We start from the raw sequence: 13929 nt of genomic DNA, 5'->3' as shown, positions 1-13929 counted from the left end.
ACTTTCTCTTTTTCACAAAATAACAGGTACGCGGATCGTCACGATGGTACCTTCGCCAAGTACACTGGTCATCGTCATTCCATACGTTGTTCCAAAATAAAGTTGAATCCGTTCATTCACATTGCCAATTCCGATACCATGTTGTGTATTCGTAGCTACCGTTCCTTGAGTCACTTCAGCTAATCGCTCCGCACTCATCCCCAATCCATTATCTCGCACTTCAAAAATCAATTGCTCATCTTCTTGCCATGCTGAAATGTAAATGATTCCGGGTGTCGTCTTGCTACGAATGCCATGATAAATCGCATTTTCGATAAAAGGTTGAAGTAGAATTTTGACAGTTTTATAGTGCAAAATATGTGAAGGAATATCAAATACATAATCTAATTGCTCACGATAACGCATTTTCTGAATAAACAGGTACTGACGAATATGTTCGATTTCGACTCGGATCGATACCAATTCTTGATCACGAGTAATACTAGCACGGAACATTTTGGCAAGAGCAGAAGTCATATCGACCACTTCTTCATGTTTTTCTTGTTCAGCCATCCAGATAATCGAATCCAACGTATTGTAAAGGAAATGAGGATTAATCTGTGCATGTAAAAGCAAGAGTTCAGCTTTACGCTTTTGCTCACTATTTTGGACAGTTTCATCCATCAGATGCTTGATTTCGTTGACCATCACATTGAACGATTGACCTAATTGATTGATCTCATTATCTTCTTCAAGGGAAGTCTGGATATGAAAGTTACCCAATTCAACTTGCTTCATATCACGCTGTAATCGTTTGATCGGTTTGGTTAAATGTAAAGATAGCAATAACGAGATCACAATCGAGATTCCGATACCTAGCAGAGCATACAGTAAAATAGAATGTTGAATAGAAGATTTGTTAGCAATCAGATCATCACTGTAAGTAACCCCTACGATTTTCCAACCTAAGCCGGTATCCTGTACCGAATAGATTCGTTTGCCTTTGGTATCATCGACTGTAAACGATTGACCACTTGAAGTACTTAACACTTGTGGAATTTCTTCTGTGGCTAGACTGCTATATAACAGTTGTTGTTGCGGATGATAAATGATATTGCCTGTACCATCTACAATAAAGACATAGCCTTTTTTGCCTAAATAAATCTGGCTACACATCTCGTCGATCACACTCAAATTCAGATCCACCACAAAAATACCTTCAGGCGTAATCCCATCATTGCTTTTAAGTTCACGACTGAGTGAGATCACCCAGCGATATTCACCCCGAATTACATTTTGAATATGAGGCGGAGAAACGATCGACTTGCCGTTCATTTTCTGTGCATCGATATACCATGATTGTTGCTTGGGATCAATATTAGGATTGAGTGCAGTAATTCGGCGATCGGATACGGTGCGACCGTTGTAGCCAAATACCATAATCGAAGCGATATCGTTACGGCTATACAGAATATTTTGAAATAAATCAGAAATCCGCTTCTCATACGGACGACTATCGCTTTTGCTAATAAAGCTATTGCTCGAAATATAATAGGTGACATCTTTATTGGTTAAAGCGAGTAATGAGATATTTTCCATATTATCAATATACGATTGGATATTGGTATTGACCTGACGCATAATTTCTTGAATATACACCTGAGAATTCTGTTCTGCGGCATCAACAGTCAACCGGTAATTGTTAAGACTGATAATCGCGATCACGATCAGAATCAGACCGGAAAAAGCAACCAATAAGCTGGTCGTCAAGCTTTTCCATTTCCAGGTGGTAAAGATTCTGAATAGATCACGTAGCATTTATGGGGACAACTCCTTTACTTGCCGATGCTGTTCCCGATATTGTTTGGGAGTAGTACCTGTATGCTTTTTGAATGAAGAACTAAAGTAATTGGGATCGGTATAGCCTACCTTTTCAGCAATTTGATAAAATTTATATTCAGTTAAACGCAGTAATTCTTTGGCTTTATCCATCCGAACACGTGTTAGATACTCTACGTAGGTCAATTCAGTATGTTGTTTAAAAGCTTGGCTGAAACTGCTTGTACTCATAAGCACATGACTGCATATTTCTTGCAAAGATAAATGGGCTTCAGCATAGTGTTGTTCGATATAATAGATGGCTTTTTGAATATGTTGCTGGCTATGAATCTGTGTCTGTTCGTTAAGAAGAGTAAATGTAGCATAAAGAGCATCGTTCCATTGTTGCAACATCTGTTCTAGTGTAGGAGCAGTGAGCCACTGAGATTGCTGAATCCAATCATTCCAAACCGATTCTAGCCCTAAATGAGATAACCAATCTTGTATGCGTGTAGCGACCTGTCGAAATTGTGAGCGACATTCAGTAGGCGTTGTTCGCTGTAGTATCATTTGCTGTGCCATATGTTGCGATGCACGTTGTGCTTCAAGCAGGTGATTGTTGCTTAACTGCGCTACGATGTCTTTTTCCCAATCGGTAAAGCTTGTAGAAGAGAGTACGGACGGCTGAATATCAGAGAACGACAACAGAGTACCTGTTCCCAAAAGAAAGCGATAATCTAAAGCTTGGATAGCTTGTTGATATTGCTGAGGAATATCTAACAGATCCGAACAGCCTGTGCCGACTCCTGTTGTAAATGAGATCGTTATATCTGGATGATCCAAAGCATACAACTGCTGAAATACAGCTTCGATCTGTGCAGACATTGTAGATGCAGATTCTTGATCCACAGCAGTTGAAGCGAATAGATACACACAGCGAGATGAATAGATACAAGAAGCAAAAACGAATGTAGCTGGTAAAATAGTCGGTAACACACTAGAAAGTTGTTGATCCAGTTGTAAGACATGTTGCAAAGAAGGAGATGTAGCATATTCTATCGTATGGTCGATATCCGGTTCGATCACAGCCATATAATAAGGAGAAGCAAGAGGAGGTAAAGCAAATTGAATTCGATGTTGTTCCCATTCTTCATGATCGACTCCTGTCGTTAATACTTTGTCCCAGAAGCGTTCTTTCAGTAAAGGTAGACTTTGTGACCACTGATCATGTAATAGGTCGATATTGTTATGCAATTGACGTTGATCATCCATTTCTAGCTTAATCTGTTGTAATAATGTACGAATTTCTTTGGCAGTAATCGGCTTAAGGATAAAATCAGATACTTTTAACCGAATGGCTCTTCTAGCATATTCAAATTCGTCAAATCCAGTTAGCAGTATCATTTTGATATCTGGATAATGATCATGTACAAATTCAGCAAGTTCTAATCCATCAACAAATGGCATACATATATCAGAAATAATCAGATCAGGTGGATCAGCGACAATAGCGGCTTGCGCTTCAAGCCCGTTGGCATAGTCACCAGCCCATTCAAATCCATGTGTTGCCCAATCAATCCGAGTCTTTAGACCTTCACGTATAATGACTTCATCATCAACTAACATCACTTTGTACATAAGGTTCTCTCCTCTCCAAGCTTCTGACATTTTTGACAAAATATTTATCAAAGAGTAACTAAAGTTAGTGGTATGTTATATAATGTATCTTTATTTATAAGTTATTATCACGTAGGAATTTGTTCACTTTATCATGTTTTAAAAAGACTGACAACTGCTATTGTGACTATATCAACAGGAAGGAAGAGGCACATGAAATCCAGTAAAGAATCGATATCATTAGAAGATATTCAGCGCTTTTTGCAAAAAGAAATCAGCTTCGAATCAGACTCATTATCTATCAAGCAAATACATAAAGGATTTTCCAAAGATCAGAAATATATAATGGATGATAGATATCTATTAAGAATGTTCTCATCTGATGAAGTTGTGCAGCGACAACAGGAAGTAGATAGACACAGTCACACAGTTAGCGCAGTATTCTGATACTATTCCGAAAGTAATACAATTCGGATTATGGGAAAAGTATAAATTGGGATATATGTTGCTGGAATATTATGATTTTTTCCAAAACTCTATTCCGTCATGGTATAATCAGTCAAATTATTTAAATAGATCAACAAAGGAGAAATAAACAATGTACATATTACAACGACAGCGAAGCATCTCAATGGATCTTAACGACTACGTAATAACAAGGATTACCATATCCCAAAATATCAGGAATAGACACTGGATCAGACCATAGCTATGTATAGACTGGATCAATATGTGAGTAGCTCTACATTTTAAAAGCTAGTAAACCACGATAAGAACATACATAGATTTATGATGACCTGAAAGGTGTCTTTGTCCTCAAGGAGACCTACTTATGAATAGCAATACTCATTTCTGGAAATATCCTTCTATTTTGCTTACAGGTGTAGCCATTGCAAATATTGGAGATTGGATTTTTTTGATAGCGCTGAATCTAACGATGCTTGATATGTATGGATCACCACTTGCTATCGCAGGACTGTATATTCTCAAACCATTTGCCACATTATGTACCAATAGTTGGGCAGGGAGTATGGTCGATCGACTGAATAAACGTCGCTTAATGATTGGGTTCGATCTGGTGCGAGCAGTACTTATTTTCACCCTTCCTTTTCTTCATCATATTAGCTTGATCTATATCGTTGTGCTGGTCATTAATATGGCAAGTTCTATCTTTAAACCTACATCCATGGTATACACCACCAAGTTAATTCCAACAGAATACCGTAAACGATTTAATTCGATTCAAAGTTTGATTCATTCCGGTGCTTTTCTAATTGGGCCAGCGATAGCAGGTTTGTTATTTTTGATCACCAGTCCTCAAATGGCGATTTTCGGCACTGCACTAGCTTTTGGTGTGTCTAGTATGATGACATGGATATTGCCTGATTTAGAAAAGAAAACTGTTACAGTGGATGAGTCTATACATAACGAACAATTAACCAAAATGACAAAGTCCAGTCGTTCTTGGCAAATGATTAAACAGGATTGGCAATTAGTAATTAGATTTAGTCGGCAAGCTTGGAATGTGATGTTAATTTATTTTCTTTTTCAAATATTGATGGTGGTCGCGGCAGGACTAGATTCGATGGAAGTCGCTTTTGTCAAAGAAGTATTGTCAGGTACAGACAGTCAATATAGCTATCTGGTTAGCGTAGCAGGGATAGGATTAGGGGTTGGCGCACTGGTGAATATGATGATCGTGAAGCGTCTAACGGTAACGATATTATTGACGGTCGGTGCAATTGGATTTGGCACAGGTTATGTGATCTATAGTTTATCGCATACTTTTGCAGGTGCCGCCGTTGGATTTTTTGTATTAGCTTTTTTTATGGCATTTATGAATACAGGATTTACGACTTTTTATCAAAATCATGTACCTATCGATATCATGGGACGGATCAGCAGTATCTATAGTCTGGTCGCAGCCATCATGCAAATTCTATCTGTGTTTATACTGGGGTTAACTGCGCAGTTATGGTCGATTTCGTGGTCAGTGATTATCGGTTCATGTATTCTGTTAGGTATCACTTTGGTGCTTGCTCTGGCGGTTCGTCTCTATATGCCGATGTCTCCACCAGAAGAAGCAACATAAATGATTGAATGCTTAAATAGATAAGAATCATTTACTTTACCATAGAACTATCCTGCCGAATCGTATGAACAAATTGCTGACTGGCTGTAGATAAAGGCTCATGGAGACGAGTGCAAATAGCAATACTATTTTGCAAATACACGTCGTTGACGAATACACGTGCTAATTGTCCTCGTTCTACATAGTCTCGTACCACGAATGAAGACACAAAGTTAGCACCATAACCAGCAATAACAGCTTGAATCGCTTCTGGCAATCCATTAAATTGTAAAGGAATCTGCGGAGGAGGAGTATTGTGAGTTCGACATAAGGCTAATAAACGCTCTCGTGTCGAGCTACCTTGCTCACGCATTACAAAAGGTTCTTTCATCATTTCTTGTAGTGAAATATGTTGACCGGCATAACGATGATTAGGTGCTACAACAAACCAGAGTTCATCTCGAAATAGTTCTTCTGCCTGAATATCTGCTGTCTGTTCTTCAGCAAGTCCTCCATAAATCGCAATATCGACTTCCATTTGTAATAACTGACGTAAAGCATCGGTAGAATTGGTGGTGGTTATCGTCATATCTACATGTTCATATTGTTGCTTGAACTTGGCGATCCATGTAGGCAATAGAAAATGAGCAGGCAAATAAGTAGCCGCTAAACGAATCTGCCCACGCTGTCCTTGATGATACTGCTGGATCCATTGTTCGACCTGTCCAGTTATCGCAAAAATACGCTGTGTAAATCCTAACAATTCTTTAGCTTCGATCGTTAAAGCAATCCCTCGTCCTTGCGGAATAAATAAAGTAATCCCTATGTATTTTTCCAACTTTTTAATCTGTGTCGTAATCGCAGGCTGACTAATATTTAATAGATTAGCAGCTTTAGTTACACTGCCTTGGATAGCAATCGTATGAAATAAATAAAGAGCATGCATATTCAACATTGCCATCATCCCTACTTTCGTATGTATTCATATATTTTAGATATAAATAACTATAAATTATATATTATTAATATGAATAAGTACAAGGTACAATACTTATAGGAATTCTAACAAGCCTTTACAAACAGGAGGACGATAAGTATGAGTGATATTCAAGTATGGAGTCAGATGGATCACTATATTGAAGAGAACCTTATTCCCAAAGATGCTATTCTAGAACAGGTATTAATTAACAATCAGCAAGCCTCTTTACCCGAGTATGATGTATCGCCTGCTCAAGGTAAATTACTACAATTAATCGTGATGATGAACAAAGCCAAACGTATTTTAGAAATAGGTACATTGGGTGGATACAGCACCATATGGATGGCGCGTGCTTTACCTGTAGATGGACGGTTAATCACACTAGAATATGATCCTCACCATGCCAAAGTAGCCGGGCAAAATATTAAATTGGCTGGACTAGAGGACAAAGTTGATATTCGGATCGGTGATGCATCCGAACAATTAGGTCAGATGGAAGCAGAACAAATAGAAGCTTTTGATATGATTTTTATTGATGCAGACAAAAATAATAATGCTCGTTATCTACAATATGCTTTGCAAATGTCTCATCCGGGTACTGTTATCATCGGAGACAATGTAGTTCGAGAAGGAGCTATTTTGGATCAACACAGTAATGATGGCCGTGTACAAGGGATTCGCCAATTTTATGAATTATTAGCTGAAGATCCTCGTATCACGGCTACATCTATTCAGACGGTAGGTAGTAAAGGGTATGATGGTTTTGCGATTGGAATTGTCATCTAGTTAGTGGATTAGATAGACCAGTACATCGGAGCTTCTACACCTAATGTACCTTCAACAGGTCCGCCTTCTTTACGCCAGTATTCGATTCCACCGAGTAATTCTTTAACTGGAAATCCGAGGCGGGCTAATTTGGCAGCGGCTTTGGTTGCTCCATTACAAGCAGGACCCCAGCAGTACGTTATAATCGTTGTGGTTGGATCTAAATGGGCTGTCGTTTTCTCATTGATCTGTCGACCGGTAATATGGATTGCACCCGGAATATGACATTGCTGATAAGTTGATTCGTCTCGTACATCTACTATTACAAAGGGCGGATTTCCTTTTTGACAATCGATCATGACATCGGCGACATCTGTTTCATAAGCAGCTTTAGCTGTGAAATAGTTGTACGCATCGGTTGTATTCGCAGCGGGTGTTTCAAGTGTAAGGGAAAAGCGTGGAGAATGGTTCATCAGTAGACAACTCCTTCAGTCGTAGGTTATGTTGAACACGGATAGGCTATCGATGTTCTGTTATGATTGTATAAAAGACAAAGCATACAAGTGCTGTAGAGTTATAGATACCAACTATCGATCTTATCGATAATACATACGCTATGCGAACAATACAGTACTATCCTTGTGCAAAGGAGTGATCTTAATGGAACTGTTATATCTCAAAACATTTTGTGAATTGGTCAAATGGGGCAACTATACACGTACTGCGCAAGAGCTAGATTATGCGCAATCCAGTGTGACCCATCATATTCAGCGATTAGAACAATTGTATGGTGGACAGCGCTTATTTCAGCGCAAAGGAAATGTTGTGATTTTAACCGCAGTTGGACAAAAGCTGTTACCTTATGCTCGTCAAATGATTGAATTGCAAGAGCAAGCGAAGCAAGCACTTTCTACTACAGATTTGGATCAGACTACACTAACGATAGGTACGATTGAGAGTCTGTCTTTATATTATTTGCCATCTATCTTAGAACAGTTCCGGCAACAGTATCCACATGTACAAGTCAAAATTATTTTAGATCAAGAACAGCAGTTAATTCGCCGTGTGCGAGAGCAACAATTAGATATTGCTTTGATTTTGGATACACCATGTCAGGCATATGGTATCGAAGCCATATCTCTTTTTGATGCGCAAATGAGAGTCGTTATGCACCCACAGCATCCGTTAGCAAGACAATCCTCTATATCTTCGCTAGATCTGCATCAACAACCGTTGATTGTGACGGAAGAAGGATGTACGTATCGAGCGTACCTTATCGACAAAATGAAATCACAAGGACATGCCAGTGATATTCATTTAGAGCTCGGAAATATCGAAGCCATCAAGCAATCGGTCGCTAAAGAATGGGGAATCGCCTTTTTACCTCAGTTTGTGTTGGAACAGGAAAGAAATAATCAGGCACTATGTATAGTGCCTTGGGCAGAAGAAGATCCACAATTGTATAGCCAAATTATTTACAATTCTACAAAATCATTGAGTAGTATAGCGACAGAATGGGTTACTTTATGTAGAGCACATTCGATAATGAAAGTATAAAAATAAAAATTTATACAGTTATTCCTATACAATTAATAGGAATAAACTTCATTTTCATTTGAAATCAAGGTATACTATGGAAGGAAACTTTGAAAAAAGGATTATCTTTTTTTCGCCAAAACAGATTACGAAGGAGTGTCATTATGTCAAAAGTATTAGTTTTTGGTCATAAAAATCCGGACACGGATACGATTACAGCTGCGATTGCGTATGCAGCATTGAAAAAAGAATTAGGTGTAGATGCTGAAGCGATTCGTCTAGGTGAAGTGAACGGCGAAACACAATACGCTTTGGATTATTTTAAAGTAGAAGCTCCACGTCTTGTGGAAAAAGTAGCTGTAGAAGCGAAAGAAGTTATTTTGGTCGATCATAACGAGCGTCAACAAAGCGCTGATGATATTGATGAAGTAACAGTTATCGAAGTGATCGATCATCACCGTATTGCTAATTTTGAAACAAGTGGCCCGTTGTACTACCGTGCAGAGCCTGTAGGTTGCACAGCGACCATTTTGAACAAATTATACAAAGAGCATGGCGTATCGATCTCCAAACAAAATGCAGGATTGATGTTGTCTGCAATTATCTCTGATTCGTTGTTGTTCAAATCGCCTACATGCACACCACAAGATGTAGAAGCAGCGAATGAATTGGCTCGAATTGCTGAAGTGGATATCGCTAAATACGGTCTGGATATGCTTAAAGCTGGAGCAGATTTGAGTGACAAAACCGTAGAGCAATTGATCACTTTGGATGCAAAAGAATTCCAAATGGGTGATGCTAAAGTTGAAATCGCTCAAGTTAATGCTGTAGACGTTAATGATGTATTGTCTCAACAAGCAGCGATCGAAGCAGCACTAACAGCAGTTATTGAGAAAAAAGGTCTGGATCTATTTTTGTTCGTAATCACAGACATTTTGAACAACGATTCTGTTGGTCTTGCTCTAGGTAAACGTACCGATGTTGTCGAAGAAGCATATCAAGTAAAACTTGAAAATAATCAAGCAGTGCTTAAAGGTGTAGTTTCTCGTAAATCTCAAATCGTACCTGTGTTGACAGATACATTTGCTAAATAATAAAATCGTATGCTACATAAGCATATTGTAATCACGAAGGCGGTTGGAGCTAGATTCCAATCGTCTTTGTTGTACATCATATAGGTGTAGGAGGACATATTATATATGAAGACACAAGCTAAATTGATCGGACCTGCACGCTTTAGTGTGGCAGTACATACCCTTGCTGGACTGGCTTCAAATGGTGGGACGTTATCCAGTGCTATGATTGCAGCTCAAGTTCATTCTCATCCTACCTTTTTGCGAAGAATATTAGCGACGTTAGCCAGTCACAATATTGTAGACACCCGTGAAGGAAGAGACGGTGGTTATACGCTACGTATACCTGCGGATCAATTAACATTGTCTGCTATTTATCTAGCAATTCGGATAGAGCAGCCTATTCATGATCTACCTCAGTCCGATGGGATTCAAGATAGTGAAAAGATGAATCAACGGCTGAGTAGCATTATGAAAGGAGCCGAACAACAAGTGATCGATTATCTTGGGCAGTATACACTAGCTGATGTAATCGATGATTCAGATATCACAAAGATGCCTGATAAGTAACTCGTATTAGGTCTATTAAAGTAATCATTACGATATAAAACCACCTATTGATCAAAAGCCTGTAGCCTCTTGATCGATAGGTGGTGGTTGAACGATGATATGATTTTATTATCCTTTGGATGGTTCCGGTGTAGGTGTGCTTATAGCAGTAGGTGGAGCACCGGGAAATGGCTTTTCAGAATGAGCAGGTGAAGATGTTTTTTGAAGTTTGGCTAGTTTTTGCTTTTCCCATAATCCTCTAGCAACGACTAGCATAGCCAGAACAGCTACATACAACATCATCGAACCTAACTCTGGTAACATTTCTTGAAAAGAAGCTCCTCGTAATCCCATACTGCGAAGAAATTTGAACATCCATACAAATGGGAAAAAGTCGCTAATTTGCAAAGCCAAAGGTGGAAAAAGTGCTCTTGCCATCGTGCCACCTGATAGTACAAAAGCAGGCATAAAGATAAAGATCATTCGCCCTATCGCTATGCCTGGATGTGCGGCTCCCCAAGCTACCAGTATATTAATACAGACAGAACCGAATACATAGAGTGCAACAGGGATCATAAATAAAGCCACATTGCCTTCAAATCGACTACCACCGACCCATTTCAAAACCCCCATCGCAAAAATCAATCCTGCTGTTGAGAACAATACATAAGGTAATATACGAATAAGTGGATTGAATGGATTACGGAGTTCACCCGCTAATCGATGCGATACCCGAAGTCTAGCGATGATAGGAAGACTGTTAATATTGAGCATCATAAACGAGAACATACATATAAATGTAAGAATGGACGTATTGTCGTAACTACTGGTCGGATTGAATAATGATCTGACTTCTACCGCCAGATTACTAGCTGTCCCTTGTGCTTGCTCTATACTCATGCCTGTTCTGGATAAGGCAGGGATAGCCAATTGAATATTTTCATAGCCTGTAATTTCTTGCATTGCGGTTCGAATAAAGGTAACTGCTTGAGAATTGGTATTATCTAAAATCAACCCGATTCGATTCGGTAAAGAGCGATTATGATTTTCTTCAAGTCCTTTGGGCAAAGAGATTACAGCTAGATATTGCTCATGGTAAAAGTAAGATTCAGGATTATTCGTATAGGAAATAATCTGATCGACCTGTATATATTGAGAAGCATCTATCTTCTGAATCAATTGCCGGCTATAGGACGTATTATCTTGATCCACTACAATCACTTTGGATTCATTGATCTGGCTGCTTGGCAGTAGCAAAGAGTAAGCTAACACAGCTACCAATGGGAAAATGATCGCAATGATAGGATATTTCGATTTGATTAGATAATGCCATTCATCAAGAAGTGATTTCATCAATATTCACCTCAGTAGTCATGCCGGGCAATAAGCTAGCTGACTTGTCTACATAAATACGAACCTGAAAAGTAGCCACATCGGCTTCGCCTTTTTCGCGTGCCATTTTAAGATTTGCAAATTGAGGAGCAGCGGTAATATAACGAACTTCACCATTTAAGTCTTTGCGAAGAGCAGGAATATTCACTTTTATTTTTTGTTTAGCATGGAATTTGGTGGCTTGATCTTCACTCACATAAAGATCAAAATACATTTTATTCGTCTCTAAGGTAACGATAGGTGCGCCTTGACTGATATTTTCGCCTACTTCTGTACTGATTGCTGTAATTTTGCCGTTACTTGGGGCTTTGAGAATCAATCTTGATTTTTTGAGCAATAATGTTTTTAATTCGATTTGTTGTGCATCTTTTTGTTGTTGAAGTAAATCTACAGCAAGTTCTTGATCTGCTAATTGTTGACGTGCTTGTTGGACAGTATCCAATTGGGTCTGAGAAGTCTGAATCGCTAATTCTGCACCATGTAATTCTGTCTGCGCTTGCGTTACACTTACATTTGCCTGATTGGATTGTTCTACTGCTTGTTGGGTACGTTCATTGGCTTGTGCTCGTTCTTCTAAAGTTGCACCGTTATTCAGCTTCGCTAGCGCTTCTTGTTGTTGGTTTAATTGATTTTTAGCAAGGGTCAAAGACTGTTCTACATTGTCCATATCGGCTTTGGTACTGAGCCCGGAATTGTATAATTTTTGTGTACGATCATAATTGATTTGAGCCGTTTGAAGACTTTGGGTCGCTGATTGGATAGCAATTTGTTGTTGCTTGATATCTTCTGCGCGTGCGCCATTGTTGACTTCTTTTTCAGCCGCTTGTACTTGACGATGAGCAGACTGTGCTTGGCGCTGAGCCGCTTGAGCACTTTTGAGAGCAGACTGACTTTTGCTCTGAGATACTTGGGATTGTTCTATCGCTAATTGGGCTTGTTTTTCCTGTGTGCTTGCTTTGGAATAACCCAATTGAATCGATTTTTGCTGTTGCATGATTTGTGTATCATACTGTTTTATTTGTTTTTGAAGTTTTTCAATTTGCAAGTCGACATCTGTAGAATCAAGAGTCATTAAGATGTCTCCTTTTTTAACTATTTTTTCTTCTGTAAAAGGAATGTTGACGACTTTACCACCTACTTCTTCAAAAGAAACATGGACGCTGTCTGAACTTAAAGTAGAACTTTTGGAAGTCTGTGAGACAGTAACTTGATCATGCCCTTTGGCTTGCAACAAGAATCCACCACTAAGTAAACATACAATAGAAATAACAGGAATAATAAGACTAGCCACTTGACTGCGATTCATGAATTAAACGCTCCTTAATCTAATATAGAGAATGTTATAATGGATTTCTGAAAATAAAGTAAGCCGGCTAACTAAATGATGGAAAAGACACTATTTATGTCTGATCTGATAAGAGTTATAGACTTCTTCACCTTCAGGAATACCTAATTTGATTTTTTGAAGCAATAACAATAGCATTTCTTTTTCTTCTTCAGAAAGACCGCTCATAATCTTAGAAGTACTGAGAAAATGAACAGGTAATAACTCATTCATTAATGCCATGCCGGTATCTGTAAGATGCGCAATACTCATACGACGATCAGAAGGGTGATCTTTTCTAAAAATCAGATGATCACGTTCCATACGTTCTAACAATCCCGTTACGGTTGCTTTGGTAATACCCGCTCTTTCAGCTAGTTCTGATGCAAGAAGCCCTGTATTTTGATTGCGATATAACAAGATCAATAGAGCAAACTTGCCACTAGAGACATCGAATTTTTCAAATCCATTCGAACTGACTTTGAAAATGTTAGAAGCTGTACGCATAAAAAGAAGCATGGCTTCTGTAGCCGAAATATCAATTTCAGGTACAGATTTTGAAAATTCTTGAAGCATTTCTCTGGTAGGTAGATCACGTATATCAAAGTCCATATCTAATTCGTCCCTTTCAAACAGATTAGCCGTCATATCCATGTATAGTGAAGCAATTTCGACAGCTGCCCGATTCGTTATCACCTGATTATACAATGGAAGTTCTTGAGATGTCTCATGTTCTGACGAAATTAAATAATCCAAAAATACCAAACTCCTTCATTGTTTATTTTTTTAGTAAGCCGGCTAACCATTTGATAAAAAAATATAGAAC

The 13929-nt window shown here is 38.7% G+C and carries 13 protein-coding genes; 6 read left to right on the top strand and 7 right to left on the bottom strand.

Features of this window, described 5'->3' with window-relative positions:
• Positions 1-12: 12 nt before the first annotated feature.
• The gene (locus tag PTI45_RS01010; RefSeq protein ID WP_069325686.1) at positions 13-1797 is read right to left on the bottom strand and encodes a sensor histidine kinase; all 1785 of its coding nucleotides are present in this window, start codon (positions 1795-1797) and stop codon (positions 13-15) included.
• Entirely contained in the window at positions 1798-3435 is a 1638-nt protein-coding gene (locus PTI45_RS01005; protein ID WP_069325685.1) for a helix-turn-helix domain-containing protein, read from the bottom strand.
• Positions 3436-3627: 192 nt separating this feature from the next.
• On the opposite strand from PTI45_RS01005, the gene PTI45_RS01000 reads away from it, so the two are divergent.
• Together PTI45_RS01000 and PTI45_RS00995 are read left to right on the top strand one after the other, a co-directional pair.
• The gene (locus PTI45_RS01000; protein WP_069325684.1) at positions 3628-3861 is read left to right on the top strand and encodes a hypothetical protein; all 234 of its coding nucleotides are present in this window, start codon (positions 3628-3630) and stop codon (positions 3859-3861) included.
• Positions 3862-4246: 385 nt separating this feature from the next.
• Positions 4247-5506 (top strand): MFS transporter, encoded by a 1260-nt coding sequence (locus PTI45_RS00995; RefSeq protein WP_069325683.1) that lies wholly within the window; start codon positions 4247-4249, stop codon positions 5504-5506.
• Between the two features lie 31 nt (positions 5507-5537).
• On the opposite strand, the gene PTI45_RS00990 is transcribed toward PTI45_RS00995, so the two are convergent.
• Complete coding sequence (locus PTI45_RS00990) at positions 5538-6437, bottom strand: LysR family transcriptional regulator (RefSeq protein WP_069325707.1); 900 nt, start codon at positions 6435-6437, stop codon at positions 5538-5540.
• A gap of 144 nt (positions 6438-6581) precedes the next feature.
• Between PTI45_RS00990 and PTI45_RS00985 the strand changes: the two genes are divergently transcribed.
• Positions 6582-7250: an O-methyltransferase gene (locus PTI45_RS00985; protein ID WP_069325682.1), complete on the top strand. Its 669-nt coding sequence runs from the start codon at positions 6582-6584 to the stop codon at positions 7248-7250.
• Between the two features lie 8 nt (positions 7251-7258).
• On the opposite strand, the gene PTI45_RS00980 is transcribed toward PTI45_RS00985, so the two are convergent.
• Positions 7259-7702, bottom strand: a complete 444-nt coding sequence (locus tag PTI45_RS00980; protein ID WP_069325681.1) for a rhodanese-like domain-containing protein — start codon at positions 7700-7702, stop codon at positions 7259-7261.
• Between the two features lie 187 nt (positions 7703-7889).
• On the opposite strand from PTI45_RS00980, the gene PTI45_RS00975 reads away from it, so the two are divergent.
• The 3 genes from PTI45_RS00975 (at position 7890) to PTI45_RS00965 (ending at position 10408) form a co-directional block, all read left to right on the top strand.
• Complete coding sequence (locus tag PTI45_RS00975) at positions 7890-8786, top strand: LysR family transcriptional regulator (RefSeq protein WP_069325680.1); 897 nt, start codon at positions 7890-7892, stop codon at positions 8784-8786.
• A 143-nt stretch (positions 8787-8929) separates the two neighbouring features.
• Positions 8930-9859, top strand: coding sequence for a manganese-dependent inorganic pyrophosphatase (locus PTI45_RS00970; protein WP_069325679.1), 930 nt, complete (start codon positions 8930-8932; stop codon positions 9857-9859).
• Positions 9860-9964: 105 nt separating this feature from the next.
• Positions 9965-10408, top strand: coding sequence for an RrF2 family transcriptional regulator (locus tag PTI45_RS00965; protein ID WP_069325678.1), 444 nt, complete (start codon positions 9965-9967; stop codon positions 10406-10408).
• A gap of 108 nt (positions 10409-10516) precedes the next feature.
• Here the strand turns inward: PTI45_RS00965 and PTI45_RS00960 are convergent, their stop codons facing one another.
• From PTI45_RS00960 to PTI45_RS00950, 3 genes are all read right to left on the bottom strand, one after another.
• A complete protein-coding gene (locus PTI45_RS00960) occupies positions 10517-11740 on the bottom strand; it encodes an ABC transporter permease (protein ID WP_083243280.1) in 1224 nt (407 codons plus the stop codon).
• Positions 11724-13085: an HlyD family secretion protein gene (locus PTI45_RS00955; RefSeq protein ID WP_069325677.1), complete on the bottom strand. Its 1362-nt coding sequence runs from the start codon at positions 13083-13085 to the stop codon at positions 11724-11726. Before PTI45_RS00955 ends, PTI45_RS00960 begins: the two co-directional genes overlap by 17 nt.
• Positions 13086-13175: 90 nt before the next feature.
• Positions 13176-13859, bottom strand: a complete 684-nt coding sequence (locus PTI45_RS00950) for a MarR family winged helix-turn-helix transcriptional regulator (protein ID WP_241669443.1) — start codon at positions 13857-13859, stop codon at positions 13176-13178.
• Between the last annotated feature and the right edge of the window lie 70 nt (positions 13860-13929).

It is taken from the genome of Paenibacillus nuruki, assembly GCF_001721045.1.
GTDB classification, from domain to species: Bacteria; Bacillota; Bacilli; order Paenibacillales; family Paenibacillaceae; genus Saccharibacillus; species Saccharibacillus nuruki.
This window is presented reverse-complemented; position numbering and strand designations above follow the sequence as displayed.

What these genes read in the sequence shown, in the direction of transcription:
- PTI45_RS01010 (WP_069325686.1), bottom strand. Translation starts at nt 1,797, where the DNA reads ATGCTACGTGATCTATTCAGAATCTTTACCACCTGGAAATGGAAAAGC.
- PTI45_RS01005 (WP_069325685.1), bottom strand. Translation starts at nt 3,435, where the DNA reads ATGTACAAAGTGATGTTAGTTGATGATGAAGTCATTATACGTGAAGGT.
- PTI45_RS01000 (WP_069325684.1), top strand. Translation starts at nt 3,628, where the DNA reads ATGAAATCCAGTAAAGAATCGATATCATTAGAAGATATTCAGCGCTTT.
- PTI45_RS00995 (WP_069325683.1), top strand. Translation starts at nt 4,247, where the DNA reads ATGAATAGCAATACTCATTTCTGGAAATATCCTTCTATTTTGCTTACA.
- PTI45_RS00985 (WP_069325682.1), top strand. Translation starts at nt 6,582, where the DNA reads ATGAGTGATATTCAAGTATGGAGTCAGATGGATCACTATATTGAAGAG.
- PTI45_RS00980 (WP_069325681.1), bottom strand. Translation starts at nt 7,702, where the DNA reads ATGAACCATTCTCCACGCTTTTCCCTTACACTTGAAACACCCGCTGCG.
- PTI45_RS00975 (WP_069325680.1), top strand. Translation starts at nt 7,890, where the DNA reads ATGGAACTGTTATATCTCAAAACATTTTGTGAATTGGTCAAATGGGGC.
- PTI45_RS00970 (WP_069325679.1), top strand. Translation starts at nt 8,930, where the DNA reads ATGTCAAAAGTATTAGTTTTTGGTCATAAAAATCCGGACACGGATACG.
- PTI45_RS00965 (WP_069325678.1), top strand. Translation starts at nt 9,965, where the DNA reads ATGAAGACACAAGCTAAATTGATCGGACCTGCACGCTTTAGTGTGGCA.
- PTI45_RS00960 (WP_083243280.1), bottom strand. Translation starts at nt 11,740, where the DNA reads ATGAAATCACTTCTTGATGAATGGCATTATCTAATCAAATCGAAATAT.
- PTI45_RS00955 (WP_069325677.1), bottom strand. Translation starts at nt 13,085, where the DNA reads ATGAATCGCAGTCAAGTGGCTAGTCTTATTATTCCTGTTATTTCTATT.